The following is a 26,021-nucleotide window of genomic DNA, read 5'->3' on the forward strand; positions in this document are numbered from 1 at the left end:
GCAGTGGTTGTCGGGGATAGGCCGAGACAGCGCTATCTCAAACAACAAGAGCTCTGAACCATGCCCGAACATCCGCTCCATCGCTTCTTCACCTCGCAGCGGCCACGGCCGACATTCGAGTGGGAGCGTTACCAGCAGCGCGATGTATTGATCATCGATCACCCCCGTTGCCAGGCGGTGTTCAGCCGCCAGGGCGCACAGTTGCTGCACTTTCAGCCGGCGGGCGAGCGGCCCTGGCTGTGGTGTGCCGAGCAGTGGCCGCAAGTGGGCGCGATCCGCGGTGGCGTACCGGTGTGCTGGCCTTGGTATGGCCGCCACCCCAGCGAAGACCTGTGGCCTGCGCATGGTTGGGCACGGCTGCTGGACTGGAAGCTGGTAGACAGCCGCGAGGACGAGGAGGGCGTGACGCTGAAGTGGCGGCTGGACCTGTGCGACTGGCAAGTCGACCTGCATGCCCGGCTGGGCAGCCGCATGGAGCTGAGCCTGAGCACTGAGCACCAGGACAGCGAACCCTGCCAGTTGAGCCATGCCCTGCTGGCCTACTGGCGTATCAGTGACGTGTCCGAGATAGCGCTATCCGGGCTTGAGGATATCGAAGGCTACGACCGCCTGAACCGCCAGGCCTGCCGTGAAGATGGCGCCCTGAAGCTCAAGGGCGGCTGCCAGAAGGTCTACCCCGGCACGCCGCGCGTACAACTGCAGGACCCGGCCTGGCAGCGCGAGCTGTGCATCGATACCGGTGACAGCGATGACACCGTGGTCTGGCACCCCGGCAATCGCCCACTGATGGGCGTGACCGGCCGCGAAACGCAGGGTTTTGTCTGCGTCGAAGCCGCCAGCGGCAGCGGTGAGGGCCTTAGCCTGGCGCCGGGGCAGCGTGCGCACCTGCGCTTGCAGGCGCACCGGCTTAGCTGAGTTCGTCGTCCTCGATCGGGTAGCGGCTGGCGTTCAGGCTTTCCTTGATCTTGCGCAGGTGCGGCTGGAAGTCCACGCCGCGGCGCAGGGTCATGCCGGTGGCCAGCACGTCGAGCACGGTCAACTGGATGATTCGCGACGTCATCGGCATGTAGATGTCGGTGTCCTCCGGCAGCGGAATGTGCAGGCTCAGGCTGCAGGCGTTGGCCAGCGGCGAGCCGGCGGCGGTCAGGCCCAGTACCGAAGCGCCGTTTTCGCGGGCCAGGCGTGCCACTTCGACCAGTTCGCGGGTGCGCCCGGTGTAGGAAATGATCACGAACAGGTCGCCGGTGTGCGCTACCGAGGCCAGCATGCGTTGCATCAGCACGTCGGCATGGGCTGACACCGCCAGGTTGAAGCGGAAGAACTTGTGCTGCGCATCCAGGGCTACCGGGGCCGAGGCGCCGAGGCCGAAGAAGTGGATCTGCCGGGCCTGGATCATCATGTCCACGGCGCGGCTGACCTGCGCCGGGTCAAGTTGCTGGCAGGCGCTGTCGAGCGAGGCGATGGCACTGGCGAAGATCTTCTGGGTATAGGCGGCCGGGTCATCGTCGGCCTCTACTGCACGGCTGACATAGGCGGCGCCGCTGGCCAGGCTCTGTGCCAGTTGCAGCTTCAGTTCCGGGTAGCCGCTGACGCCGAACGAGCGGCAGAAGCGGTTGACGGTCGGCTCGCTGACCTTGGCCGCCTGGGCCAGCGCAGCGATGCTGAAACGGGTGGCTTGTTGCGGGTTGAGCAGGATGACTTCGGCGACTTTGCGTTCGGCCTTGTTCAGCTCGTCGAGGCGGCCCTGGATCTGTTCCAGGAGGTTTCGCACGCGGTCCATGGGTGTGTCCTTGGGTCGGGAAGACAGCCGGCTGTGGGAGCAGCAGGCTTTTTGCACGGTCGTCTATCGTACTGTCGGTGCGGTTGGCGTACCACTTGTCTGTAACACTTGTGTGTAATGTTGTGGTTTTTACTACATTATCCCTTGAAAACCGTATGTGAAAGCGGTATTCCTAGACCAACTTTAGGAAAGAACCAACATCATGGCTGCGATCAGTGTCGAACCTTGCACCTTTGCCCTGTTTGGCGCCCTCGGCGACCTGGCATTGCGCAAGCTGTTTCCTGCGCTCTACCAGCTCGACCGGGCCAATTTGTTGCACCCGGACACCCGCCTGCTGGCGCTGGCCCGTGAAGCCGGCAGCGCGCAGGCGCACCTGGACCACATCGAAGCCCATTTGCGCCGGCATGTGCCCGAGGCCGATATCGAGCCCGCCGCGCTGGGCCGCTTCCTCGCCAGGCTGAGCTATCAGCACCTGGACTTCCTGCAGCCCGAGGGCTACCAGGCACTGGCCGAGCAGTTGCCCGGTGAACTGCCGTTGATCGCCTACTTTGCCACGGCGGCGGCGGTGTACGGGGCCATCTGCGAGAACCTTGACAAGGCCGGCCTGGCTGCGCGCACCCGGGTGGTGCTGGAAAAGCCCATTGGCCACGACCTGGAGTCGTCGCGCCGGGTCAATGATGCCGTGGCGCGGTTCTTTCCGGAAAACCGGGTCTACCGCATTGACCACTACCTGGGCAAGGAAACGGTGCAGAACCTGATTGCCCTGCGCTTCGCCAACAGCCTGTTCGAAACCCAGTGGAACCAGAATTCCATCTCCCACGTGGAGATTACCGTCGCGGAAAAGGTCGGCATCGAGGGCCGCTGGGGCTATTTCGACAAGGCTGGCCAGCTGCGCGACATGATCCAGAACCACCTGCTGCAGCTGCTGTGCCTGATTGCCATGGACCCACCCAGCGAACTGTCCGCCGATGCCATCCGCGACGAGAAGGTAAAGGTGCTGAAGGCCTTGGCACCGATCACCGGCGACGGGTTGAGCACCCGCGTGGTGCGTGGCCAGTACATTGCCGGCTACAGCGACGGCAAGCCGGTGCCGGGCTACCTGGAGGAAGACAACGCCAATGCCCAGAGCGACACCGAAACCTTCGTCGCCCTGCGCGCCGACATCCGCAACTGGCGCTGGTCGGGCGTGCCGTTCTACCTGCGCACCGGTAAGCGCATGCCGCAAAAGCTCTCGCAGATCGTCATCCACTTCAAGGAAACGCCGCATTACATCTTCGCCCCGGAACAGCGTTTGCAGATCGGTAACAAGCTGATCATCCGCCTGCAACCGGACGAAGGCATTTCTTTACGGGTGATGACCAAGGAGCAGGGCCTGGACAAGGGCATGCAATTGCGCAGCGGCCCATTGCAGCTGAATTTTTCCGACACCTGGCGCAGTGCGCGAATTCCGGATGCCTATGAGCGTTTGCTGCTCGAAGTGATGCGTGGCAACCAGAACCTGTTCGTGCGCAAGGACGAAATCGAGTATGCCTGGAAGTGGTGCGACCAGTTGATCGCCGGCTGGCGTAACGCGGGCGATGCGCCCAAGCCTTACGCGGCGGGGTCCTGGGGGCCGATGAGCTCGATTGCACTGATCACACGCGATGGGAGGGCGTGGTATGGGGATATCTGAACTGAAACTGCCGGCGGCGGTGAAGGTACACGCGCTGGCAGATGCCAAGGCGCTGGCCGCCACTCAAGCCCACGACGTGGCCGAACGCCTGCGTGCGGCGATTGCTGCCAGGGGCCAGGCCTGCCTGGTGTTGTCCGGTGGCCGCAGCCCGGTGCCGTTCCTGGAAAAACTCGCCAGCGAGCGCCTGGACTGGGCCAAGGTCACGGTCAGCCTGGCCGATGAACGCTGGGTGCCGGTTGAACACGCCGACAGCAACGCCGGGCTGCTGGCCCGCCACCTGCTGAAGGGCGAGGCGGCCAAGGCGCGCTTCGTTGGCCTGTACCAGCAAGCGGAAAACCTTGATGCCGCTGCGCTCAAGGCCGACCAGGCCCTCGCTGCGCTGCCGCCAATCGACGTGCTGGTGCTGGGCATGGGGGACGATGGCCATACCGCCTCGCTGTTCCCCGCCAGCCCGAACCTGGAAGCAGGCCTGGACCTGGCCAACCCGCGCCGCTGCCTGCCGTTGCTGGCGCCGAGCGTGCCGCACCAGCGTTTGTCGATGACCCGTTCGCTGCTGGCCAGCGCTGCCTTTATCGCGCTGTCCGTGCAAGGCCAGGGCAAACTCGCTACCCTGCGCGCCGCGCTGGCTGGCAACGACCTTACTGAAATGCCGATTCGCGCTTTTCTTCACGACCCCCTGGACATCTACTGGTGCCCATGAGCCAAGGATCCACAGTCATGACCACCCTCGAACGCCCACAGCCAAAGCTCTCGATGGCCGACAAAGCCGCGCGGATCGACGCCATTTGCGAAAAGGCGCGCATCCTGCCGGTAATCACCATCGCCCGTGAGCAAGACATCCTGCCACTGGCTGATGCCCTGGCCGCAGGCGGCATCCGTACCCTGGAAGTGACCTTGCGCTCGCAGCATGGCCTGAAGGCCATTCAGGTGCTGCGTGAGCAGCGCCCGGAACTGTGCGTCGGCGCCGGCACCGTGCTTGATCGCAGCATGTTTGCTGCCGTTGAAGCTGCGGGTGCGCAATTTGTCGTTACCCCGGGTATTACCCAGGACATTCTCGAAGCGGGTGTCGACAGCGAGATCCCGCTGCTGCCAGGCATCAGCACGCCGTCCGAAATCATGATGGGCTACGCCCTGGGCTACCGCCGCTTCAAGCTGTTCCCGGCAGAAATCAGCGGTGGCGTGGCGGCGATCAAGGCCTTTGGCGGGCCGTTCGGTGATATTCGTTTCTGCCCTACGGGCGGCGTGAACCCGGCCAACGTGCGCAATTACATGGCCTTGCCGAATGTGATGTGCGTGGGGGGTACCTGGATGCTCGACAGCAGCTGGATCAAGAACGGCGACTGGGCGCGGATCGAAGCGTGCAGTGCCGAAGCGATGGCGCTGTTGGACGCCAACTGAATTTGTTGTGTGCTTTACGGCTTATTGGGGCGCTTGGTCGGCGCCCCTTTTTTTGCCTGAGGTTTTTGCATTGCCTTTGCTGGCCTCTTCGCGGGTAAACCCGCTCCTACAACGGGTTGCGTTCCCATGTAGGAGCGGGTTCACCCGCGAAGAGGCCAGAACAGGCCAACAAAAAAGCCCGCATCAAACGATGCGGGCTTCTTCATTCATCACACCAGGGCTCAGGCCGCCTTGGCTTCCTGCTGGCTCAGCGAGCGGTTCAGCGCGCTGAACAGGGCCTTGAAGCTGGCGGTAGTGATGTTTTCATCGATACCCACACCATGCACCGGGCGGCCACCGGCCACGCGCAGTTCGATGTAGGCCGCAGCCTTGGCATTGGTGCCGGCACCAATCGCGTGCTCGTTGTAGTCCATGATCTCTACCGCAATCGGCAGGCCGGCAACCAGGGCTTCCAGGGCGCCGTTGCCCTTGCCGCGCCAGTGCAGGGTGGTTTCGCCTTCACCGGCAACTTCCACTTCCACGGCGCTGTGGCCGTTTTCTTCCTGCAGGCGGTGGCTGACCAGCGCATACGGCGCGTTGGCCTGGAGGTATTCCTTGTGCAGCAGGCTGTAGATCTGCTGGGCGGTCATTTCCAGGCCCAGGCGGTCGGTTTCACCCTGTACCACCTGGCTGAACTCGATCTGCATGCGGCGTGGCAGGCTGATGCCGTATTCCTGCTCGAGCAGGTAGGTGATGCCGCCTTTACCCGACTGGCTGTTGACGCGGATCACCGCCTCGTAGCTGCGGCCGATATCGGCCGGGTCGATCGGCAGGTACGGCACTTCCCACCGCTCGCCTTCCTGCTGCTTGGCGAAGCCCTTGCGGATGGCGTCCTGGTGCGAACCGGAGAACGCGGTGTGAACCAGGTCGCCCACATACGGGTGACGCGGGTGCACCGGCAGTTGGTTGCACTCTTCGACGACTTTGCGCACGCCGTCGATGTCGGAGAAGTCCAGTTGCGGGTCGATGCCCTGGGTGTACAGGTTCAGCGCCAAGGTCACCAGGTCGACGTTGCCGGTACGTTCGCCGTTGCCGAACAGGCAGCCTTCGGCGCGGTCGGCGCCGGCCATCAGGCCCAGTTCGGTGGCGGCAATGCCGGTGCCACGGTCGTTGTGGCAGTGCAGGCTGATGATCACGCTGTCGCGGCGGCTGACGTTACGGCAGAACCACTCGATCTGGTCGGCGTAGATGTTCGGCGTCGACACTTCGACGGTGGCCGGCAGGTTGAGGATGATCTTGTGCTCAGGCGTCGGGTTCCACACTTCGATGACTGCGTCACAGACTTCCTTGGCGAACTCCATTTCGGTGGCGCTGAAGGTTTCTGGCGAGTACTGGAAGGTCCAGTGGGTTTCCGGCTGCTGGGCGGCATACTTGACGAACAGCTTGGCCGCGTTCACCGCAATGTCCTTGACGCCTTGCTTGTCCTGGTTGAAGACAATGCGGCGGAACGACGGGCTGGTGGCGTTATACAGGTGGACGATGGCCTTTTTCGCCCCGCGCAGCGATTCGAAGGTGCGGGCGATCAGGTCTTCACGGGCCTGGGTAAGCACCTGAATGGTGGTGTCGTCCGGGATGTGGCCGTCTTCGATCAGGGTACGCACGAAGTCGAAGTCGGTTTGCGAAGCGGATGGGAACGACGCTTCGATCTCCTTCACGCCAACTTGCACCAAGGTCTTCCAGAAGCGCAGTTTCTTCTCCGAATCCATCGGCTCGATCAGCGACTGGTTGCCATCACGCAGGTCGGAGCTGCACCAGATCGGTGGCTCGGTGATGGTTTTCGACGGCCAGGTACGGTCAGGCAGGTCGATGGTCGGGAAGGCGCGGTATTTCTTCGAAGGGTCTTTGAGCATGGTCATGGAAGCAATCCTTTTGTGTGCGGCCGAGATCGGGCCTGCCGGGCAGTAACGAGATGAAGGGGCGAGGCGACGCGAATCAGCCTGGTAGTCGGGCGCTGACCAGGCAGAGGCTGCGATGTTGTCGGAGCAGGATGAGGGTGCTGAAGGTTTTCATGCCTTCAAACTTAACCAGTGGGGTGGGGGATGGCAAGCGTTCGGAAAAAATTGAGAGGAATGCTTAAAAAAAGCTTATGTGCGAGATTTTATGGCTGGAATTTTTTATGGGGTTATTAATTGTTGCGCGGTAGTTTTCGATGGCGCAACACAGTGGAACTGATGTGGGCAGGGCTGGCCTCTTCGCGGGTAAACCCGCTCCTACAACGGATAGCGCAGCATTCAGATGTGGCGCGATCCCTGTGGGAGCGGGTTCACCCGCGAAGAGGCCCCACCGCCAACACAAATCTCAGGGCTGGAATGCCCCAATGAAAATCGCCGGGTCCACCCGCGCATCATTCAGGCTGACATTCCAGTGCATGTGCGGCCCGGTAGCCCGCCCGGTCGAGCCCACGCGCCCGACCACTTCACCCCGGCGCAACTGTTGCCCCACCTGCACATCGATCTTGGACATGTGGCAGAACATGCTGATAAAGCCCTGCCCATGGTCGACGAACACCGTGCGGCCATTGAAGAAGTAATCGCCCACCAGAATCACCTTGCCATTGGCCGGGGTCTTGATCGGCGTACCCGCCGGCACGGCGAAGTCCAGCCCGGCATGCGGGTTGCGTTCTTCGCCATTGAAGAAGCGGCGTACGCCGAACTTGCTCGACAACGGGCCGTTGACTGGCTTGTCGAGGATCAGGTTGCTCGGCAGGCCCGGGCTGAAGCTGCGGTAGGCCTTGATCTGCTCGGCCAGCTCGCGGTCGATACGTTTGAGATCGGCCGGGTTCGGGTTGACCTGGCGAGTGTTCTTCAGGGTGATGCGCTGCTCAGGGTATTTCTTGCTGCCGACGCTGAATGGCAGGCTACGACCGCCCTGGCTCAGCACGGCGGTGCCGGGTTTCTGGGTCAGCGGGATGCCGACGATGGCCAGCCAGTTGTCCTGCTCCTTCACCACCAATACCGGTTTGCCATCGAAGCGGGCGCTGGGTGCGCTGGCGGCTGGGCCAAGGTCGACCACCGCCACGCCGCCGGGCACCGGCTTGTTCAGCGTGCGGGTGATGTAGCTGGCCTGGGCGCCGCTGGCCAGCAGCAACAGGGAAAGGGCAAGCAGGGGCGCGAGCAGGCGGGGCATGTGTCAGTCCAGTAGTGAGAGGGTGACCGGGGTCAGGTGGTTGTCTTCAACGCGTACTTGCAGCTCGCCTTCGTTGAGGCGGGCGGTCAGGCGCTGGCCGTTGCGGGTCTGTTCTGCGCTGCGGATGGCCTGGCCCTGTTCGTCCAGCAGGATGCTGTAGCCGCGGGCGAGGGTGGCCAGTGGGCTGACCACCTGCAATGTCTGCAACTGCGCCTGGAAGCGTTGGCGACGGTCCTTGAGTACCTCGCGCATGGCCCGCGGCAGGCGCTCGGCCAGGCTGTCCAGGCGCTGGCCCAGCAGCTTCAGGTTGCGCCCCGGGTGCTGCGCGGCCAGCCGCGTTTCCACCCGTGCCAGGCGCTCGCGGCGCTGGTTGAGGTTGAGCATGAACGCGCGGCGCAGGCGCATGTCCAGGTCGTCCAGGCGCTGGGCCTGCTGACGCAGGCGCTCGCCCGGGTGGCGCAGGCGGCGGGTTAACGACTCCAGGCGCAGGCGGTCGTGGGTCAGGCGGTTTTGCATGCGCAGCAGCAGGCGCCGCTGCAGGCCGTCCAGGCGTTGCTGCAGGCCGCTGTTGTCGGGCGCCAGCAGTTCGGCGGCGGCAGACGGCGTGGGGGCGCGCACGTCGGCAACGAAGTCGCTGATCGACACATCGGTTTCATGGCCGACGGCGCTCACAATCGGCGTGACGCAGGCCGCCACGGCGCGCGCCACCGCTTCTTCGTTGAAGCACCACAGGTCTTCCAGCGAGCCGCCACCCCGCGCCAGGATCAACGCATCGAAGCCGAGGCTGTCGGCCAGGCGAATGGCCCGCACGATCTGCGCAATGGCTTCGCGGCCCTGTACCGCTGTAGGGATCAGGTTCAGCTCCACCTGTGGGGCACGGCGGCCGAATACGCTGATGATGTCGCGGATCACCGCGCCGGTGGGCGAGGTGATAACGCCGATGCGCTGCGGGTGGGCGGGCAGCGGCTTCTTGCGTTCGGCGCTGAACAACCCCTCGGCACCGAGCTTTTCCTTCAGTGCCTCGAATGCCAGGCGCAGCGCGCCATCACCGGCCGGCTCGACGGTGTCGAGGATCAGCTGGTAGTCGCCACGCCCCTCGAACAGCGAAACCTTGCCCCGCACCCGCACCGCCAGGCCGTCGCGCAGGGCCTGGCGCACCCGCGTGGCGTTCTGCCGGAACAGCGCGCAACGCACCTGGGCGCCGCTGTCCTTGAGGGTGAAGTACATGTGGCCGGACGCCGGGCGGGCGAGGTTGGAAATCTCGCCTTCCACCCACACGCTGCGGAACACGTCCTCCAGCAGCACGCGGGCGCGGCCGTTGAGTTGGCTGACAGTAAGGACCTCGCGGTCCAGGCCGAGTCGTTCGAAGGGGTCTCTGATCATGGCCGGCATCATAAAGGACATCGGCCCCGGTTGTCTGTCCCAGCCCTGTCGCGGTCATTGTGGGAGCGGGTTCACCCGCGAACACCGGCATCGCCGGTGCCATCAACCCTGCATCGCTGCCACGAACTGGCGCACCATCTGCCCCGCATCGCGCCTACAAGCCAGCGCCACGGTACTCTCACAGCCCCCCTCCAGCGCCACGAAGCTGACTGAAGCCGGCGCAATCTCGCGCATGCACGCCGGCAGCAACGCCACCCCGAACCCCGCCTGAATCAGCTGCAACTGCGTAGTCTTACGCGACAGCACCTGCGCCGCCTGCGGGAAAAAGCCCGCTGCCATGCACAACGAGGCCGACAGGTAACTCAGCCCGCCGCGGTCCCGGTGCGGAATGGAAACAAAGCGCTCTTCACGCAACTGCTCAAGCTTCACCTGCGCGGCGTCAGCCAATGAATGCCCAGCGGCAACCGCCACCAGCAGTGGCTCGCTGAATAGCTCATGCAGCTCCACGCCTTCATGCTGGCGCAACACTGGCAAACGCAGCAGGCCGATATCCAGCCGCCCGCCAGCAATATCTTCCAGCTGGGCTTCCGACGACTGCTGGGCAATTTCCAGCGAAACCCCTGGGTTGCCGCGCAAATAGCCGCCCAAGCGAGCCAACAATGGCCCGGTCAGCGGCACGGTACTGGAATGGTTCAGGCGCAGGCTGCCCTGCAACCCTTCGCCGATATCGCGGGTAACCCGCTCCGCTTGCGCCAGGTCAGCCAGCAAGCGCCGCGCCCGCTGCAGAAAGGCCTGCCCAGCCAGTGTCAGGCGTGGCAGGCGTGCAGTGCGCTCGAACAGCGGCGTGCCCAGTTGCTGCTCCAGCTCCTTGATCTGCCGGCTCAGTGCCGACTGGGCAATGTACAGCCGCTCGGCAGCGCCGCTGAAGCTGCCGCACTCGGCGATTTCCACGAAGTAACGCAACTGGCGGATCGACGTCATGTCATGCCTTTTCGAGATGGCTGTAGCGATAAAGGCATATTAGTCGGCATGGCTCGCAGCTGGCTAACCTTTGCTTGTCTTCCCAGGAATTGCTGCCATGCTCGCCCCACTGTCGTTTTCCGGCCTTGACTGGCTACCCATCCTGCTCGGCGTCGGTGTTGCCTATATCGTCTTTGGCATCGCCGGTTTCGGCACTGCGCTGGTGGCTGGCCCGGTGCTGATCCATTTCATGCCGCTGTCACGGATCATTCCGCTGCTGGTGCTGCTCGACTTCGTCGCGGCTTTCGGCAACCTGCTGCCATCGCGCCGCGATGTGGTGCGCGGGGAGTTGCTGCGGCTGCTGCCGTTCATGGCCATAGGTTGCACGGTGGGCGTGGTGTTCCTGTTGCAACTGAAGTCCGACTTGTTGTTGCTGTTGATGGGCTTGTTCGTCACGGCCTACGCGCTGTACGGCCTGGCGGTAAAGGTGCGGCCGGCACATCTTTCCGGTTTCTGGGCGATGCCGATGGGGACGGCGGGCGGGCTGTTCGGTGCGTTGTTCGGCAGTGGCGGCTTCCTGTATGCGCTGTACCTGAGTGCGCGCCTGGAGGTGAAAGAGCAAGTGCGCGCCACCCAGAGTGCGTTGATCAGTTGCAGCACGGTCGTGCGCCTGACGCTGTTCCTGGTCGCCGGTGTCTATGCCGATCAAAGCCTGCTGCTGCTTGCGGTCTGCTTGCTGCCGGTGATGTTCGTCGGCCTCAGGGCAGGGCGTCGGCTGGCCCACAAGCTGTCCCGCGAAGCCTTCGTGCGCCTGGTCACCTGGCTGGTGCTGGCCAGTGGCCTGGCGCTCATCGGTCGCTACCTCGGCGCCTGAGCGGTAGAATTGCGCCATTACCGCAGTTTTGCAGGCCAGCCCCGTTCATGAACACCCAGAGCATCATCGTTCCCAAACTGTCTACCGTGCCGGTGCACGAGGCCCGCGCCCGCGCCATCCTGCGCTGGCTGGTACGCGAGAAAGTGGTCGAGGAACAACTGACCACCTGCGGCCGTACCGGCAGCCGCATGGGCCATGCCCTGGCCGCGGGCGCGCGCAAAATGGCCCTGCACCCCGAGAAGCTGCCCTTCGGCGCGCCGGTCAACGGCCTGGAAGTCATGCTCAAGCGCTGCATCTACACCCCCACCGACGGTTTTCTGGAAGAGGCCGGTTGCCCGGAGTGCCGTCGTGAGGTGGGCGAGCCGCTGTTCGAAAGCCTGGAAGAATGGATGCCGGCGGTGAGCGACAACTTCACCTGCCCACTGTGTGGCTTCGAAGATGACATCAATGGCTTCATTTACCTGCAGCCATGTGCCTTTTCCAACCTGGGGTTCATCTTCAACAACTGGGGCGAGGCCGGGTTTACCCAGGCCTTTCTCGACAGCTTTGCCGACTGGCTGGACCAGCCGGTGACCGTGGTGCAGGTAAAACTGCCACAAGGCTGACCGAAGGCCCTTATTTTGCATTGAGCGGCGCGCCGTGGATGAGTATAATGGCGCGCTTCCATTTTTCCCGCCCGGGAGCCCCCGCGATGCTGCGTATCAGCCAAGAAGCCCTGACCTTCGACGATATCCTCCTTGTACCTGGCTACTCCGAGGTACTGCCCAATGAAGTCAGTCTCAAGACCCGTTTGACTCGTGGCATCGAGCTGAACATTCCGCTGGTTTCCGCTGCCATGGATACCGTGACCGAAGCGCGTCTGGCCATTGCCATGGCCCAGGAAGGCGGTATCGGCATCATCCACAAGAACATGACCATCGAACAGCAGGCCGGCGAAGTCCGCAAGGTCAAGAAGTTCGAGGCTGGCGTGGTCAAGGACCCGATCACCATCGACGCCGACGCCACCGTGCGCGACCTGTTCGACCTGACCCGCCTGAACAACATCTCCGGCGTACCGGTGCTGGCGAACGGCGACCTGGTCGGCATCGTCACCTCCCGTGACGTGCGCTTCGAAACCCGCCTGGACGCCAAGGTCCGCGACGTGATGACGCCAAAAGAGCGCCTGGTCACCGTCCGCGAAGGCGCCGACAAGAACGAAGTGCGCGAGCTGCTGCACAAGCACCGCCTGGAAAAAGTCCTGATCGTTGACGACAAGTTCAACCTCAAGGGCATGATGACCGTCAAGGACATCGAAAAAGCCAAGGCCTACCCGCTGGCCAGCAAGGACGACCAAGGTCGCCTGCGCGTTGGTGCTGCCGTCGGTACCGGCAAGGACACCGGCGAGCGCGTTGCCGCGCTGATTGCCGCTGGCGTTGACGTAGTGGTGGTCGACACCGCACACGGTCACTCCAAAGGCGTTATCGACCGCGTGCGTTGGGTAAAAGAAACCTACCCGCAAGTGCAGGTAATCGGCGGCAACATCGCCACCGGTGCCGCCGCCAAGGCCCTGGCCGAAGCTGGCGCTGACGCAGTCAAGGTCGGTATCGGCCCAGGCTCGATCTGCACCACCCGTATCGTAGCTGGCGTTGGCGTACCGCAAATCAGCGCCATCGCCAACGTTGCCGCAGCACTGGAAGGCACTGGCGTGCCGCTGATCGCCGACGGCGGCATCCGCTTCTCCGGTGACCTGTCCAAGGCCATCGTTGCCGGTGCTTCCTGCGTGATGATGGGTTCGATGTTCGCCGGTACCGAAGAGGCCCCGGGTGAAGTCGAGCTGTTCCAGGGGCGTTCCTACAAGGCCTACCGCGGTATGGGTTCGCTGGGTGCCATGGCACAGGCGCAAGGCTCGTCCGACCGTTACTTCCAGGACTCCTCGGCCGGCGCCGAGAAGCTGGTACCGGAAGGCATCGAAGGTCGCGTTCCTTACAAAGGCGCCCTGGCCGCGATCATCCACCAGCTGATGGGCGGCCTGCGTTCGTCCATGGGCTACACCGGCAGCGCAACCATCGAAGAGATGCGTACCAAGCCGGAGTTCGTGCGCATCACCGGTGCCGGCATGGCCGAGTCCCACGTGCATGACGTGCAGATCACCAAAGAAGCCCCTAACTACCGCGTAGGCTGAGGCTTCCAGCAACATTAGCAAGCGGGGCTGTCATGACAGCCCCGCGTCGTTTCCGATTTCCACTGACGAGATTGAGTCATGGCCCTCGACATTCACGCTCACCGTATCCTGATCCTCGATTTCGGTTCCCAGTACACCCAGCTGATCGCCCGCCGCGTGCGCGAAATCGGCGTGTACTGCGAACTGCACCCGTTCGACATGGACGACGAAGCGATCCGCGAATTCAACCCGCGCGGCATCATCCTCGCCGGCGGCCCCGAGTCGGTCCACGAAGCCAACAGCCCGCGCGCACCGCAGGCCGTGTTCGACCTGAACGTACCGCTGCTGGGCATCTGCTACGGCATGCAGACCATGGCCGAGCAATTGGGCGGCAAGGTCGCAGGTTCCGACCTGCGTGAGTTCGGTTATGCCCGCGTGGACGTGGTCGGCAAAAGCCGCCTGCTCGACGGCATCGAAGACCACGTAGACGACGACGGTGTACTGGGCCTGGACGTGTGGATGAGCCACGGCGACAAGGTTACCCAGATGCCGGGCGACTTCCACGTACTGGCCAGCACCCCAAGCTGCCCGATCGCCGGCATGTTCGACGATGCCCGCGGCTACTACGGCGTGCAGTTCCACCCGGAAGTGACCCACACCAAGCAGGGCGGTCGCATCCTGTCCCGCTTCGTGCAGGACATCTGCGGCTGTGAAGCCCTGTGGACCCCGTCCAACATCGTCGAAGACGCCATCGCCCAGGTGCGTGAGCAAGTGGGCTCGGCCAACGTCCTGCTGGGCCTGTCCGGCGGCGTTGACAGCTCGGTGGTTGCCGCGCTGCTGCACCGCGCCATTGGCGACCAGCTGACCTGCGTATTCGTCGACAACGGCCTGCTGCGCCTGCACGAAGGCGACCAGGTGATGGCCATGTTCAAAGAGAACATGGGCGTCAAAGTGATCCGCGCCGACGCTGAAAAGCAGTTCCTCGACAACCTGGAAGGCGAAGCGGACCCGGAGAAGAAGCGCAAGATCATCGGCCGCACCTTCATCGACATCTTCGATGCCGAAGCCAGCAAGCTGGACAACATCCAGTTCCTTGCCCAGGGCACCATCTACCCGGACGTGATCGAGTCGGCTGGCGCCAAGAGCGGCAAGGCCCACGTGATCAAGTCGCACCACAACGTCGGTGGCCTGCCGGAGGAAATGAACCTCAAACTGGTCGAGCCGCTGCGTGAACTGTTCAAGGACGAAGTGCGCAAGATCGGCCTGGAACTGGGCCTGCCGTACGACATGGTCTACCGCCACCCGTTCCCGGGCCCGGGCCTGGGCGTGCGCATCCTCGGTGAAGTGAAGAAGGAATACGCCGACATCCTGCGTCGCGCCGACCACATCTTCATCGAAGAACTGCGCAAGGCTGACTGGTACCACAAGACCAGCCAGGCCTTCGTGGTGTTCCAACCGGTCAAGTCGGTTGGTGTCGTTGGCGACGGCCGTCGCTACGCCTGGGTCGTGGCCCTGCGTGCCGTCGAGACCGTGGACTTCATGACCGCACGTTGGGCACACCTGCCGTACGAGCTGCTGGAAACCGTCAGCGGCCGTATCATCAATGAAATCGACGGTATTTCGCGCGTTACCTACGACGTGTCGAGCAAGCCGCCGGCCACTATCGAGTGGGAATAAGCTGAGCGTTCGGCAATAGCCGGCGCCTGGTAGCAGGCACAACCAAAAGCCCGCGTAACTGCGGGCTTTTGGCATTCTGGAGGTAGCAGTTTGTGACAGTATGCCCGTCGCTACGCTGAATGCACTTGCCTATATTGCAAGCATTCGCAGCATTTTGAGGTGTGAAACATGCCATCGATCACTGTCCGAAATGTGCCTGAAGAGGTGCACCGCGCAATTCGTATTCGTGCTGCCCAGCACGGGCGAAGCATCGAGGCCGAGATGCGTGAGATTCTGGAGTCGGTGGTCAGGCCATTGGGGCGCGTGAAGCTTGGTACGCTTCTGGCTGAAATTGGTCGGGAAGTACAAATGACCGATGAAGAGGCGGCGACTCTTGAGAGCAGGCGGGATCCGTCCCTAGCCAGAGCGGCGTCTCCCTGATGCTGGCTGGCAAGCGCCGGAAGGTTTTGCATGAGCAAATAGAAACGCGTGTTCTGCCCAAGCTTGTATAGCCGCTTTAGCCAGTGCTAACGGCTTCAAGATCGCTACCCGGGACACGAGCCCATTCGAGGCAGCAGGCCTCCATGTTGTGAACCCGTGGCTGGGCAGTTAGATCTGTCGCCCTTGAAGCACATGCTTGATCGCTGAAAAGTTAAGGAGTCGCGGTGGGCATCCCTGTCGAAGTAGCTACCCGAGATGCACTGATCTTCCTGAAGGGGCTGTGTGAGGCAGAACTAATTACTTGGCCTATAGATTACGAGTTCGTTGAACACAGCGATGAACAGCTGGCAGAGACGTTTGGTGACTGGTTCGGCGGAACGCGCTGGAGTGAATGCGGCGATTGCTTTGTCCATTTTGGCCGGGATGGATCAGGCTCGCTGTTTCTGCTTTGGTACTACCCTGAGCTGATCTCACAGCCACCCGTGGTGTTCATGGGATCCGAAGGCGAGTGTGGATTGGTCGCCGACAATATCCAGGATTTCATCCGTCAGATGGGATCAGGCAAGGTATTTTTTGATAACGCGTGGATTACCCCTGAGGACGAGGACAACATGGTTATCAACTGGGCTGGGCTGGCCTGCGCAATCGAACAGCAGTATGGATCAAACCATGTGACACCGGAGCAGCTTTTAGATAAAGCCAAGCGCAATCACGTGGACTTTGCTCAATGGGTAGAGTCAAAAGTTGAGTACACTTGAAATGGATGGCGCTTGTGTGCTTCATGACCGCGCGTCGGGCACACCTGCCGTACGAGCTGCTGGAAATCGTCAGCGGCCGTATCATCAACGAAATCGACGGTATCTCGCGCGTTACCTACGACGTGTCGAGCAAGCCGCCGGCCACTATCGAGTGGGAATAAGTTGAGCGTTCGGCAATAGCCGGCACTCAGTAGCAGGAAAATCCAGAAGCCCACTTGAATGTGGGCTTTTGCATTTTTATGAGCGAAGTATTGAACCGAGTTGCAGGATTTCGTCTCCTGCTTCATCCCGCTCACCTGTCGGCTTCCAGCCCAGGTGACGATAAAAGCCATATGAGCGTACGCTCGGGTCTCTCGAGCAGGCCAGGAAGGGGCGTTCGAACCCCAGTTCCCGCAGATGGTCGACAACCAGCTGAAGCAAACGCTTGCCGGTTCCCTGGTGCTCGTATGCAGGTAACAGGGCAAGTACGGTGACCTCGCCACTGTGGTTGTCGGCGAAGCAGTAGCCGACTATCTGACCCTCACTGCAAGCCACGAACCCTGGGGAGTGCCCGTCGCGGATGCCGCTGCTCCAGGTCTCGGCGGTGATGCCCAAGGCGCGCAGGTCTTCTTCTGTGAACGCGTTCTCCCGGGTCAAGGCCCGAAGGGTTATACAGGTGGCAGCGTCTTCAGGTACTGCAGGGCGAAAAGTAATGGTGGTCATGATTTCGGCCTTGCTGAATAAATAACCATTGTGCGTCCACAGCTGTTTGCAAATCTGTAAACAAGCGTAAGTACCTCGGGCAGTGGGAGGGACGGATGAAGTTGCCAGTACAATTGTTCACAGACGGCCTCGTCGCACTTGCGCACACTGCAGTTCTTTCGCAGCAAGCAGGGACGCTGGGCCATGGCGGGCAATTCTCTTCGTGTAGCAGTCGTGGGCGCGGGCATCCTGGGTGCCAGCATCGCCTGGAGCCTTGCTCGCAAAGGGGCCAGGGTCACGGTTTTCGAGCGTGAGCATTCCGCCGGCCTGGGTGTTACCGGCCACTCTTATGGCTGGGTTGGTACAGCGAGCCGATTGCCCAGCGATAACCCGGGCAAGTTTGCGCTGGAGCTGCAGGCGCTGGGCGAATTCGCTCGGCTGAAGCAGGCTATCGGGCCATTCCCGGTGGCTACGCAGGGCGCATTGATCTGGCTCGATAGCCACGATGAAAGCCTGGCCATGCTTGCCGAGCAGCAAGCCGCAGGCGTGAACATGACGGCCATCGGGCGTGAAAAGCTCCGTGAACTGGAGCCTGCCCTCGCACACCCGCCTGAGTTGGCGCTTTGGGCGCCTGATGAGTTTGCCGTGGAACCGCGCCTGCTGGCTTGCCGCCTGCTGGGCGCCGCGCAAGCACAGGGCGCACAACTGATCGAGAGCGCTGAGGTTCTGGCCGTGGAGCTTGACGGGCTGAGGGTTTCTGGCGTGCGCACAGCGGTCGGCACTGTCCCTGTGGATCGGGTGGTGCTGGCGAATGCCATGGGTGCCCAAACGCTGGTCACCCCGCTGGATGTGCACCTGCCAATCGTCGAAGAGCCCGCAGTCCTGCTGCGCTTCGATGCCCAGCCCGCGCCGCTGCGCCATCTGCTGTATGCGCAGTCGCTGGAGTTGCGACCCGGGCTGGGCGGCGGCTTGTTCTCGGCCGCCGATTTCCCGGGGCATGACCGGCTGGATGCGCTGGGCCAGGAAAGCCTGGTCGCGGTGCGCCAATTGTTTCGCCCCGGCTTCGAGCTGTCATTGCGTTCGGTACAGGCAGTGCAGCGCCCCAAGACGGTCGACGGCCGCCCGCTGTGCGGGTTTTTGCCCGGTTTCAAGGGCTTGTACGTTGCTGTTGCTCACCCAGGCGTGATCCTGGCCCCCTTTCTGGGGCGTTTGGCCAGCGCAGAGATTCTTGGAGAGCTCAACTGATGTAAGCCTCATCCGCTTCTCGCGGTGGCTGGGCGCGCCTGCAGGAAAGTCCTGTGACAACACTTCACTTAATATTTCGCATTTGCAGGTGTATCGTATTCGCCCTTCATCGCCAGCCACTGCTGGCAGCTTGATTGCGCAGAACACGAGGTACCCGCACCGATGTCCTTCACCCGTCGACAAATGCTCAAAGGCCTGACTGGCCTGGTTGTGGTTGGCCTGGGCGCCGGTGGCGCGGCGCGCTACTGGCTGGGCAAGGTCGAAGACGACAATGCCGGGCATGACTACGAGCTGATCGCCGCGCCCCTGGACGTCGAGCTGGTGCCAGGCTTTAAAACCGAGGCCTGGGCCTTCGGGCCGTCGGCACCGGGCACCGAGCTGCGGGTGCGCCAGGGGACCTGGTTGCGGGTGCGCTTCATCAACCACCTGCCGGTGGAAACCACCATCCATTGGCATGGCATCCGCTTGCCGCTGGAAATGGACGGCGTGCCTTATGTGTCGCAGTTGCCGGTCAAGCCGGGCGAGTACTTCGATTACAAGTTCCGCGTACCGGATGCCGGCAGCTACTGGTACCACCCGCATGTCAGCAGCTCCGAGGAGCTGGGCCGCGGCCTGGTCGGCCCGCTGATCGTCGAGGAACGCGAGCCGACCGGCTTCCAGCATGAGCGCACGCTGAGCCTGAAGAACTGGCACGTGGACGAGCAGGGCGCCTGGCTGCCCTTCAGTATCCCGCGTGAGGCTGCGCGCAACGGCACCGCCGGGCGCCTGATCACCATCAATGGCCAGGCCGACTCGGTTACCGAGCTGCCGGCTGGCCAGGTGGTGCGTGTGCGCCTGCTGAACCTGGACAACACCTGGACCTACCGCATCAACCTCAAGGGCAACTGCGAGGCGAAAATCTATGCCCTCGACGGCAACCCGGTGACGCCACGGCCGTTGGAGGATGAGTACTGGCTTGGCCCTGGCATGCGCATCTGCCTGGCCATCCGTATTCCCGAAGCGGGCGAGGAGATCTCCCTGCGCGACGGCTTCGTGCGCCTGGGTACCCTGCGTTCGGTGGCCAGCAGCAATGCGCCGAGCGACTGGCCACCAGCGTTGCCGGCCAACCCGATCGCCGAGCCGGACCTGGAGAATGCCGAAAAGCTCAACTTCAATTTCGAGTGGGCGGCGAGCGTCTCGGTCACCCCTGACGAGAGCAAGCCATCCAGCATGTGGCAGATTAACGGCCAGGCCTGGGACATCACCGACAAAACCTGTGCCGACCGGCCGATCGCCACGCTGAAGAAGGGCAAGAGCTACATCTTCGAGCTGAAGAACATGACCCAGTACCAGCACCCGATTCACCTGCATGGCATGAGTTTCAAGGTGATCGCCTCCAATCGCCACGACATCAAGGAACCGTGGTTCACCGACACCTACCTGCTGGGCAAGAACGAACGTGCCCAGGTGGCGCTGGTGGCGGATAACCCGGGTACCTGGATGTTCCACTGCCACGTCATCGACCACATGGAAACCGGCCTGATGGCCGCGATTGCGGTGGTCTGATGCGCCCGCAGATCATCGATCGCAGCCGCGATCAGGAATTCATGCGCTTGGCCCTGGCCCTGGCTGGCGAAGGTGCGGCGCTGGGTGAGGTGCCGGTGGGGGCGGTGCTGGTACAGCATGGGCAGGTGACTGGCCAGGGCTTCAACCGGCCGATCATCGACAGCGACCCGAGTGCGCATGCCGAGATGGTGGCGATCCGCGCGGCGGCCAGGGCGGCCAGCAACTACCGCCTGCCCGGCAGTACCCTGTACGTAACCCTGGAACCCTGCAGCATGTGTGCGGGGCTGATTGTGCACTCGCGGGTGATGCGCGTGGTATATGGCGCGCTGGAGCCCAAGGCGGGGATCGTGCAGAGCCAGGGGCAGTTCTTTGGCCAAGGCTTTTTGAACCACCGGGTGATGGTGGAGGGCGGGGTGCTGGCGGAGGAGTGTGGGCAGATCCTGAGTGACTTCTTCAAGGCCCGCCGGGCCAAGGGTTAACCTGGCCCGGCCTCTTCGCGGCGGTTCGTCGCCACGATGAACCCGCTCCCACAGCATAGGTGCAAACCTGCAGGGAGCGCAGTACCTGTGGGAGCGGGTTCACCCGCGAAAAAGCCCCTGCAGGTTTACATCGGCGGCGACTGATCCGCCGGCTTGTCCTTGTTCACCCCAGGCACATGCAGGTTACCCTCGGCCACCTGGCCTTCAAGCTGCGGCTGGGTCACCCAGGTAAGAATGTCGTAATAACGGCGGATGTTGGCCACGAAGTGCACCGGCTCACCGCCACGGGCATAGCCGTACTTGGTCTGCCGATACCACTGCTTTTGCGACAGGCGCGGCAGCATCTTCTTCACGTCCAGCCACTTGTTCGGGTTGAGCTTTTCGCGCTTGGCCAGGGTGCGGGCATCTTCCAGGTGGCCACCGCCGACGTTATAGGCCGCCAGGGCGAACCAGGTGCGGTCCGGCTCCTGGATGCTGTCGTCGAGCTCTTCCTTGATCTTCATGAAGTACTTGGCGCCACCCTGGATGCTCTGCTTCGGGTCCAGGCGGTTGGACACGCCCATGGCCTGGGCGGTGCGCTGGGTCAGCATCATCAGGCCACGCACGCCGGTCTTGGAGGTGACCTCCGGTTGCCACATCGATTCCTGGTAGCCGATGGCGGCCAGCAAGCGCCAGTCCACCTGCTCGACCTTGGCGTAGCTCTTGAAGTGCTTCTCGTACTTGGGCAGGCGCTGCTGCAAGTGCTGGGCGAAGGTGTAGGCGCCCACATAACCCAGTACGTCGACATGGCCGTAGTAGCGGTCCTTCAGGCGCTGCAGGGTGCCGTTCTTCTGTGCCTTGTCGAGAAATTCATTGATTTCGTTGAGCAGGCTGTTGTCTTCGCCCGCCGCCACCGCCCAGCGCTGGTCACGGGTATCGCCCAGGTCGAAGGCAACCCGCACGTTGGGGAAGTACACCTGGTTCATCGCCAGCTCGTTGGAGTCGACCAGGGTCAGGTCGATCTGGCCCTCGTCGACCATGCGCAGCAGGTCGACCACCTCGACGGCGTCGGACTCTTCGTATTGCAGGCCCGGGTACTGTTTTTTCAACTCGGCCAGCTGGTCGGCGTGGCTGCTGCCCTTGAGTACCATGATTTTCTTGCCGACCAGGCCTTGGGCGTTGGTCGGGCGAGGGCGGCCGTTGCGGTAGATGACCTGAGGGGTCACTTCCAGGTACGGGTGCGAGTACTTGACCTGGGCCTTGCGCCGCTCGCTGCTGACCAGGCCAGCGGCGGCCAGCACCGGGCCGGAGGGTTTGCCGAGCGAGTCGTACAGCTCGTCGAGGTTGTCGGCGGTTTCGATCTGCAGCTTTACGCCGAGATCGTCGGCGAAATGCTGGACCAGCTCGTATTCGAAGCCTGTTTCGCCGTTGCGGTCCTGGAAGTAGGTGGCCGGGCTGTTGCGGGTGATCACGCGCAGCACGCCGTCCTCCTTCACGCGCTCGAGGGTGCTGGGTTTTTCAACGCAGGCACCGAGCAGCAGAAAGAGTCCGGTTGCGAGGAGCCATTTGGCGCAACGCTGGCGCAAAGCAGTGTGGGCGAACATAGGTTGCAGTATACGCAAAGGACCGACGCAACCATATCTCGACAACTGTTAGGTTGTCTGGTAGCACATTCTGTGCAATGGCGGCCTGCCCACCCTGTAGGAGCGGCCTTGCGTCGCGACGGGCCGCGCAGCGGCCCCGGGGATATTCGCGGCGGAGCTGAAAACCTGGGGCCGCTGCGCGGCCCGTCGCGACGCAAGGCCGCTCCTACAGGGAGCGTGCCGAACAGGTGGTTTTTTTTTGACCCGAAAGTCCGGTTCCACCGCCCGGCAGCCATGGCTTAGAGCGGGTGCCGAAAGCCAACGAATTAGGCTAGAATGCACGGCCTCTAAGCACACCCCTTCCTGAGGCTGTCCCGACGATGTTGATCCTGCGCGGCGCTCCTGCCCTTTCTGCCTTTCGCCACGGTAAATTACTCGAGCAACTGAGCCAGAAAGTCCCCGCTGTTACTGGTTTGTATGCCGAATTTGCCCACTTCGCCGACGTTGAAGGCGAGCTGACCGCCGACCAGCAGCAGGTGCTGGGGCGTCTGCTCAAGTACGGCCCGAGCGTGCCGGTACAGGAGCCGACCGGCCGCCTGTTCCTGGTCGTGCCGCGCCTGGGCACCATTTCGCCATGGGCCAGCAAGGCCAGCGACATCGCCCACAACTGCGGCCTGCAGTCGATCCAGCGCCTGGAGCGCGGTATCGCCTACTACGTGGCCGGCACCCTGAGCGACGCTGACGCCGCCCTGGTCGCCGCCGAACTGCACGACCGCATGACCCAGCGCGTACTCGGCCAGCTGGAGCAGGCCGCTGACCTGTTCAGCCACGCCCAGCCCAAGCCGATGACCTCGGTCGACATCCTCACCGGTGGCCGCGACGCCCTGGCCAAGGCCAACATCGACCTGGGCCTGGCCCTGGCCGAAGATGAGATCGACTACCTGGTCAACGCTTTCCAGGGCCTTGCGCGCAACCCGAACGACATCGAACTGATGATGTTCGCCCAGGCCAACTCCGAGCACTGCCGCCACAAGATTTTCAACGCCAGTTGGGACATCGACGGCCAGGCTCAGGAAAAGAGCCTGTTCGGCATGATCAAGAACACCTACCAGATGCACAACGAAGGTGTGCTGTCTGCGTACAAGGACAACGCCTCGGTCATCGTCGGCAACGTTGCCGGCCGCTTCTTCCCGAACCCTGAAACCCGCCAGTACGGCGCGGTGCAGGAGCCGGTGCATATCCTGATGAAGGTGGAAACGCACAACCACCCGACCGCCATCGCCCCGTTCTCCGGCGCCTCCACCGGCTCCGGCGGCGAAATCCGCGACGAAGGCGCGACCGGCCGTGGCGCCAAGCCAAAAGCCGGCCTGACCGGCTTCACCGTGTCCAACCTGCGTATCCCGGGCTTCGAACAGCCATGGGAGCAGGCCTACGGCAAGCCTGAGCGCATCGTCGACGCCCTCGACATCATGATCGAAGGCCCGCTGGGCGGCGCTGCGTTCAACAACGAATTCGGTCGCCCGGCGCTGACCGGTTACTTCCGTACCTTCGAGCAGGCCATCAACACCCCGCACGGTGAAGAGGTTCGCGGCTACCACAAGCCGATCATGCTCGCCGGCGGCATGGGCAACATCCGTGAAGACCACGTGCAGAAGGGCGAGATCACTGTCGGCGCCAAGCTGATCGTGCTCGGCGGCCCGGCCATGCTGATCGGCCTGGGCGGCGGCGCCGCTTCGTCGGTGGCCACCGGTGCCAGCTCGGCAGACCTGGACTTCGCCTCGGTACAGCGCGAAAACCCGGAAATGGAGCGCCGCTGTCAGGAGGTCATCGACCGCTGCTGGCAGCTGGGCGACGCCAACCCGATCGCCTTCATCCACGACGTGGGCGCCGGTGGTATCTCCAACGCCTTCCCTGAGCTGGTCAACGACGGTGGCCGTGGTGGCCGTTTCGAACTGCGCAACGTGCCCAACGACGAGCCGGGCATGGCCCCGCACGAAATCTGGAGCAACGAATCGCAAGAGCGTTACGTGCTGGCTGTCAGCGCCGTCGACTTCGAGCGCTTCCAGGCCATCTGCGAGCGCGAGCGCTGCCCGTTCGCCGTGGTGGGCGAGGCGACTGAAGAGCCGCACCTGACCGTCAGCGACAGCCACTTCGGCAACACCCCGGTGGACATGCCACTGGACGTGCTGCTGGGCAAGCCGCCGCGCATGCACCGTTCGGTAACCCGTGAAGCCGAGCTGGGCGATGATTTCGACCCAAGCGAGCTGGACCTGGACAACGCTGTGCAGCGCGTGTTGAACCACCCGGCAGTGGCCAGCAAGAGCTTCCTGATCACCATCGGCGACCGCACCATCACCGGCCTGGTTGCACGCGACCAGATGGTCGGCCCGTGGCAGGTCCCGGTTGCCGACTGCGCCGTCACCGCCACCAGCTTCGACGTCTACACCGGCGAAGCCATGGCGATGGGCGAGCGTACCCCGCTGGCATTGCTGGACGCTCCGGCCTCCGGCCGCATGGCCATCGGCGAAACCCTGACCAACCTGGCGGCCTCGCGCATCGAGAAACTGTCCGACATCAAGCTGTCGGCCAACTGGATGTCCGCTGCCGGCCACCCGGGTGAAGACGCGCGCCTGTACGACACCGTCAAGGCTGTCGGCATGGAGCTGTGCCCGGAGCTGGGCATTACCATCCCGGTCGGCAAAGACTCCATGTCGATGAAGACCAAGTGGAGCGACGAGGGCGTCGAGAAGAGCGTCACCTCGCCGATGTCGCTGATCATCACCGGCTTTGCCCCGGTCAGCGACATTCGCAAGACCCTGACCCCGCAACTGCGCATGGACAAGGGCGAAACCGACCTGATCCTGATCGACCTGGGCCGCGGCAAAAACCGCATGGGCGCCTCGATCCTGGCCCAGACCTACGGCAAGATCGCAGCCCAGGCCCCGGACGTCGACGACGCCGAAGACCTGAAGGCGTTCTTCGCGGTTATCCAGGGCCTGAACGAAGATGGCCACCTGCTGGCCTATCACGACCGTTCTGACGGTGGTTTGCTGACCACCGTGGTGGAAATGGCCTTTGCCGGCCACTGCGGCCTCGACCTGCAACTCGACCCGTTGACCGACAACAAGGCCGACGTGGCAGCCATTCTCTTCAACGAAGAGCTGGGTGCCGTCATTCAGGTTCGCCAGGATGCCACCCCGGACGTACTGGCACAGTTCAGCGCCGCTGGCCTGGGCGAAGGTTGCGTCGCGGTGATCGGCAAGCCGGTCAACAACGCGGAAGTTTCCATCAGCCTGAACGGCGACGTGCTGTTCGATGACGACCGTCGCATGCTGCAGCGTCAGTGGGCCGAGACCAGCTACCAGGTTCAGCGCCTGCGTGACAACGCCGACTGCGCCGACCAGGAATTCGACCTGCTGCTCGAAGAAGACAACCCTGGCCTGTCGGTCAAGCTGGGCTATGACGTCAACGACGACATCGCCGCCCCATACATCAAGAAGGGCGTGCGCCCGCAAGTGGCCATCCTGCGCGAGCAGGGCGTCAACGGCCAGGTCGAAATGGCTGCTGCCTTCGACCGCGCCGGCTTCGCCGCCATCGACGTGCATATGAGCGATATCCTCGCTGGCCGCGTCGACTTCGAAACCTTCAAAGGCCTGGTCGCCTGCGGTGGTTTCTCCTACGGTGACGTGCTGGGTGCCGGTGAAGGCTGGGCCAAGTCGGCGCTGTTCAACAGCCGCGCCCGCGATGCCTTCCAGGCCTTCTTCGAGCGTACCGACAGCTTCGCCCTGGGCGTGTGCAACGGTTGCCAGATGATGTCCAACCTGCACGAGCTGATCCCGGGCACCGAGCACTGGCCGCACTTCGTGCGTAACCGCTCGGAGCAGTTCGAGGCGCGCGTGGCCATGGTCGAAGTGCAGAAGTCCAACTCGATCTTCCTGCAGGGCATGGCCGGTTCGCGCATGCCGATCGCCATCGCCCACGGTGAAGGCCATGCCGAGTTCGCCAGCGAAGAGGCACTGCTGGCAGCCGACCTGTCCGGTTGCGTGGCCCTGCGCTACGTCGACAACCACGGCAAGGTCACCGAAGCCTACCCGGCCAACCCGAACGGCTCGCCGCGCGGTATCACCGGCCTGACCAGCCGTGACGGCCGTGTGACCATCATGATGCCGCACCCGGAGCGTATGTTCCGCGCCGTGCAGAACTCCTGGCGCCCGGATGAGTGGCAGGAAGATGCCGCGCTGATGCGTATGTTCCGTAATGCGCGGGTGTGGGTGAACTAAGG

Annotated in this window: 21 protein-coding genes and 1 pseudogene; 15 read left to right on the forward strand and 7 right to left on the reverse strand. The window is 63.2% G+C overall.

Annotated features, from left to right (window positions below; translation table 11 throughout):
• Positions 1–60 precede the first annotated feature (60 nt).
• On the forward strand, positions 61–915 hold the full coding sequence (locus tag IAE39_RS05700) for a D-hexose-6-phosphate mutarotase (RefSeq protein WP_201200134.1): 855 nt from the start codon (positions 61–63) through the stop codon (positions 913–915).
• Here the strand turns inward: IAE39_RS05700 and hexR are convergent.
• Positions 908–1,771 (reverse strand): DNA-binding transcriptional regulator HexR, encoded by an 864-nt coding sequence (hexR, locus tag IAE39_RS05705; protein WP_201200233.1) that lies wholly within the window; start codon positions 1,769–1,771, stop codon positions 908–910. The two genes, IAE39_RS05700 and hexR, sit on opposite strands and share 8 nt — an antisense overlap.
• A gap of 211 nt (positions 1,772–1,982) precedes the next feature.
• On the opposite strand from hexR, the gene zwf reads away from it, so the two are divergent.
• Genes zwf through IAE39_RS05720 form a run of 3 tightly spaced genes read left to right on the forward strand, consistent with a single transcriptional unit; the run spans position 1,983 to position 4,850 of the window.
• A complete protein-coding gene (gene zwf, locus IAE39_RS05710) occupies positions 1,983–3,452 on the forward strand; it encodes a glucose-6-phosphate dehydrogenase (protein WP_201200136.1) in 1,470 nt (489 codons plus the stop codon).
• Entirely contained in the window at positions 3,439–4,152 is a 714-nt protein-coding gene (gene pgl / locus IAE39_RS05715; protein WP_201200138.1) for a 6-phosphogluconolactonase, read from the forward strand. The genes zwf and pgl overlap by 14 nt, the downstream gene beginning before the upstream one ends.
• A gap of 17 nt (positions 4,153–4,169) precedes the next feature.
• Complete coding sequence (locus IAE39_RS05720; RefSeq protein WP_201200140.1) at positions 4,170–4,850, forward strand: bifunctional 4-hydroxy-2-oxoglutarate aldolase/2-dehydro-3-deoxy-phosphogluconate aldolase; 681 nt, start codon at positions 4,170–4,172, stop codon at positions 4,848–4,850.
• A 221-nt stretch (positions 4,851–5,071) separates the two neighbouring features.
• On the opposite strand, the gene leuA is transcribed toward IAE39_RS05720, so the two are convergent.
• From leuA to IAE39_RS05740, 4 genes are all read right to left on the reverse strand, one after another.
• Positions 5,072–6,745, reverse strand: a complete 1,674-nt coding sequence (gene leuA / locus IAE39_RS05725; RefSeq protein WP_201200142.1) for a 2-isopropylmalate synthase — start codon at positions 6,743–6,745, stop codon at positions 5,072–5,074.
• Positions 6,746–7,187: 442 nt separating this feature from the next.
• Complete coding sequence (locus tag IAE39_RS05730) at positions 7,188–8,015, reverse strand: M23 family metallopeptidase (RefSeq protein WP_201200144.1); 828 nt, start codon at positions 8,013–8,015, stop codon at positions 7,188–7,190.
• Positions 8,016–8,018: 3 nt separating this feature from the next.
• Complete coding sequence (gene xseA, locus IAE39_RS05735; RefSeq protein WP_201200146.1) at positions 8,019–9,398, reverse strand: exodeoxyribonuclease VII large subunit; 1,380 nt, start codon at positions 9,396–9,398, stop codon at positions 8,019–8,021.
• Between the two features lie 102 nt (positions 9,399–9,500).
• On the reverse strand, positions 9,501–10,379 hold the full coding sequence (locus IAE39_RS05740) for a LysR family transcriptional regulator (protein WP_201200148.1): 879 nt from the start codon (positions 10,377–10,379) through the stop codon (positions 9,501–9,503).
• A 97-nt stretch (positions 10,380–10,476) separates the two neighbouring features.
• Here IAE39_RS05740 and IAE39_RS05745 point away from each other — a divergent pair, with 97 nt between their 5' ends.
• From IAE39_RS05745 to IAE39_RS05775, 7 genes and pseudogenes are all read left to right on the forward strand, one after another.
• Positions 10,477–11,232 (forward strand): sulfite exporter TauE/SafE family protein, encoded by a 756-nt coding sequence (locus IAE39_RS05745; protein ID WP_201200149.1) that lies wholly within the window; start codon positions 10,477–10,479, stop codon positions 11,230–11,232.
• A gap of 47 nt (positions 11,233–11,279) precedes the next feature.
• A complete protein-coding gene (locus tag IAE39_RS05750) occupies positions 11,280–11,837 on the forward strand; it encodes a sugar ABC transporter ATPase (protein ID WP_201200151.1) in 558 nt (185 codons plus the stop codon).
• 86 nt (positions 11,838–11,923) lie between these two features.
• Positions 11,924–13,393 carry an IMP dehydrogenase gene (gene guaB, locus IAE39_RS05755; RefSeq protein WP_201200153.1) on the forward strand — a complete coding sequence of 490 codons (1,470 nt, stop codon included), beginning with the start codon at positions 11,924–11,926 and terminating at the stop codon, positions 13,391–13,393.
• 78 nt (positions 13,394–13,471) lie between these two features.
• On the forward strand, positions 13,472–15,049 hold the full coding sequence (gene guaA / locus IAE39_RS05760; RefSeq protein ID WP_201200157.1) for a glutamine-hydrolyzing GMP synthase: 1,578 nt from the start codon (positions 13,472–13,474) through the stop codon (positions 15,047–15,049).
• Positions 15,050–15,217: 168 nt separating this feature from the next.
• Positions 15,218–15,469, forward strand: a complete 252-nt coding sequence (locus IAE39_RS05765; protein WP_201200158.1) for a FitA-like ribbon-helix-helix domain-containing protein — start codon at positions 15,218–15,220, stop codon at positions 15,467–15,469.
• Positions 15,470–15,693: 224 nt separating this feature from the next.
• Positions 15,694–16,227 carry a hypothetical protein gene (locus IAE39_RS05770; protein WP_201200160.1) on the forward strand — a complete coding sequence of 178 codons (534 nt, stop codon included), beginning with the start codon at positions 15,694–15,696 and terminating at the stop codon, positions 16,225–16,227.
• 17 nt (positions 16,228–16,244) lie between these two features.
• A pseudogene (locus tag IAE39_RS05775) lies at positions 16,245–16,388 on the forward strand (GMP synthase (glutamine-hydrolyzing)); the annotation flags it as partial.
• Positions 16,389–16,464: 76 nt separating this feature from the next.
• On the opposite strand, the gene IAE39_RS05780 reads toward IAE39_RS05775, so the two are convergent.
• A complete protein-coding gene (locus IAE39_RS05780) occupies positions 16,465–16,929 on the reverse strand; it encodes a GNAT family N-acetyltransferase (RefSeq protein ID WP_201200168.1) in 465 nt (154 codons plus the stop codon).
• Between the two features lie 183 nt (positions 16,930–17,112).
• Here IAE39_RS05780 and IAE39_RS05785 point away from each other — a divergent pair, with 183 nt between their 5' ends.
• The 3 genes from IAE39_RS05785 to tadA all read left to right on the forward strand — a co-directional run bounded on the left by IAE39_RS05785 (position 17,113) and on the right by tadA (position 20,177).
• Positions 17,113–18,153 (forward strand): NAD(P)/FAD-dependent oxidoreductase, encoded by a 1,041-nt coding sequence (locus tag IAE39_RS05785; protein ID WP_201200170.1) that lies wholly within the window; start codon positions 17,113–17,115, stop codon positions 18,151–18,153.
• A gap of 162 nt (positions 18,154–18,315) precedes the next feature.
• Entirely contained in the window at positions 18,316–19,698 is a 1,383-nt protein-coding gene (locus IAE39_RS05790) for a multicopper oxidase family protein (protein WP_201200172.1), read from the forward strand.
• Complete coding sequence (gene tadA, locus IAE39_RS05795) at positions 19,698–20,177, forward strand: tRNA adenosine(34) deaminase TadA (protein ID WP_201200174.1); 480 nt, start codon at positions 19,698–19,700, stop codon at positions 20,175–20,177. The genes IAE39_RS05790 and tadA overlap by 1 nt, the downstream gene beginning before the upstream one ends.
• A 125-nt stretch (positions 20,178–20,302) precedes the next feature.
• Here tadA and mltF read toward each other — a convergent pair whose 3' ends face one another.
• Entirely contained in the window at positions 20,303–21,760 is a 1,458-nt protein-coding gene (gene mltF / locus IAE39_RS05800) for a membrane-bound lytic murein transglycosylase MltF (protein ID WP_201200176.1), read from the reverse strand.
• A gap of 359 nt (positions 21,761–22,119) precedes the next feature.
• Here mltF and purL point away from each other — a divergent pair, with 359 nt between their 5' ends.
• Complete coding sequence (gene purL / locus IAE39_RS05805) at positions 22,120–26,019, forward strand: phosphoribosylformylglycinamidine synthase (RefSeq protein ID WP_201200178.1); 3,900 nt, start codon at positions 22,120–22,122, stop codon at positions 26,017–26,019.
• The last annotated feature ends 2 nt before the right edge of the window (positions 26,020–26,021 follow it).

The sequence above is a fragment of the Pseudomonas sp. S37 genome (genome assembly GCF_016658545.1).
Taxonomy (GTDB): domain Bacteria; phylum Pseudomonadota; class Gammaproteobacteria; order Pseudomonadales; family Pseudomonadaceae; genus Aquipseudomonas.

Bases quoted from the DNA above. Each gene is read 5' to 3' on its own strand.
- zwf (WP_201200136.1), top strand. From the start codon at position 1,983: ATGGCTGCGATCAGTGTCGAACCTTGCACCTTTGCCCTGTTTGGCGCC.
- IAE39_RS05700 (WP_201200134.1), top strand. From the start codon at position 61: ATGCCCGAACATCCGCTCCATCGCTTCTTCACCTCGCAGCGGCCACGG.
- pgl (WP_201200138.1), top strand. From the start codon at position 3,439: ATGGGGATATCTGAACTGAAACTGCCGGCGGCGGTGAAGGTACACGCG.
- purL (WP_201200178.1), top strand. From the start codon at position 22,120: ATGTTGATCCTGCGCGGCGCTCCTGCCCTTTCTGCCTTTCGCCACGGT.
- guaA (WP_201200157.1), top strand. From the start codon at position 13,472: ATGGCCCTCGACATTCACGCTCACCGTATCCTGATCCTCGATTTCGGT.
- mltF (WP_201200176.1), bottom strand. From the start codon at position 21,760: ATGTTCGCCCACACTGCTTTGCGCCAGCGTTGCGCCAAATGGCTCCTC.
- tadA (WP_201200174.1), top strand. From the start codon at position 19,698: ATGCGCCCGCAGATCATCGATCGCAGCCGCGATCAGGAATTCATGCGC.
- IAE39_RS05785 (WP_201200170.1), top strand. From the start codon at position 17,113: ATGGCGGGCAATTCTCTTCGTGTAGCAGTCGTGGGCGCGGGCATCCTG.
- IAE39_RS05790 (WP_201200172.1), top strand. From the start codon at position 18,316: ATGTCCTTCACCCGTCGACAAATGCTCAAAGGCCTGACTGGCCTGGTT.
- IAE39_RS05740 (WP_201200148.1), bottom strand. From the start codon at position 10,379: ATGACGTCGATCCGCCAGTTGCGTTACTTCGTGGAAATCGCCGAGTGC.
- IAE39_RS05730 (WP_201200144.1), bottom strand. From the start codon at position 8,015: ATGCCCCGCCTGCTCGCGCCCCTGCTTGCCCTTTCCCTGTTGCTGCTG.
- IAE39_RS05765 (WP_201200158.1), top strand. From the start codon at position 15,218: ATGCCATCGATCACTGTCCGAAATGTGCCTGAAGAGGTGCACCGCGCA.
- IAE39_RS05750 (WP_201200151.1), top strand. From the start codon at position 11,280: ATGAACACCCAGAGCATCATCGTTCCCAAACTGTCTACCGTGCCGGTG.
- guaB (WP_201200153.1), top strand. From the start codon at position 11,924: ATGCTGCGTATCAGCCAAGAAGCCCTGACCTTCGACGATATCCTCCTT.
- IAE39_RS05720 (WP_201200140.1), top strand. From the start codon at position 4,170: ATGACCACCCTCGAACGCCCACAGCCAAAGCTCTCGATGGCCGACAAA.
- xseA (WP_201200146.1), bottom strand. From the start codon at position 9,398: ATGATCAGAGACCCCTTCGAACGACTCGGCCTGGACCGCGAGGTCCTT.
- IAE39_RS05745 (WP_201200149.1), top strand. From the start codon at position 10,477: ATGCTCGCCCCACTGTCGTTTTCCGGCCTTGACTGGCTACCCATCCTG.
- IAE39_RS05780 (WP_201200168.1), bottom strand. From the start codon at position 16,929: ATGACCACCATTACTTTTCGCCCTGCAGTACCTGAAGACGCTGCCACC.
- leuA (WP_201200142.1), bottom strand. From the start codon at position 6,745: ATGACCATGCTCAAAGACCCTTCGAAGAAATACCGCGCCTTCCCGACC.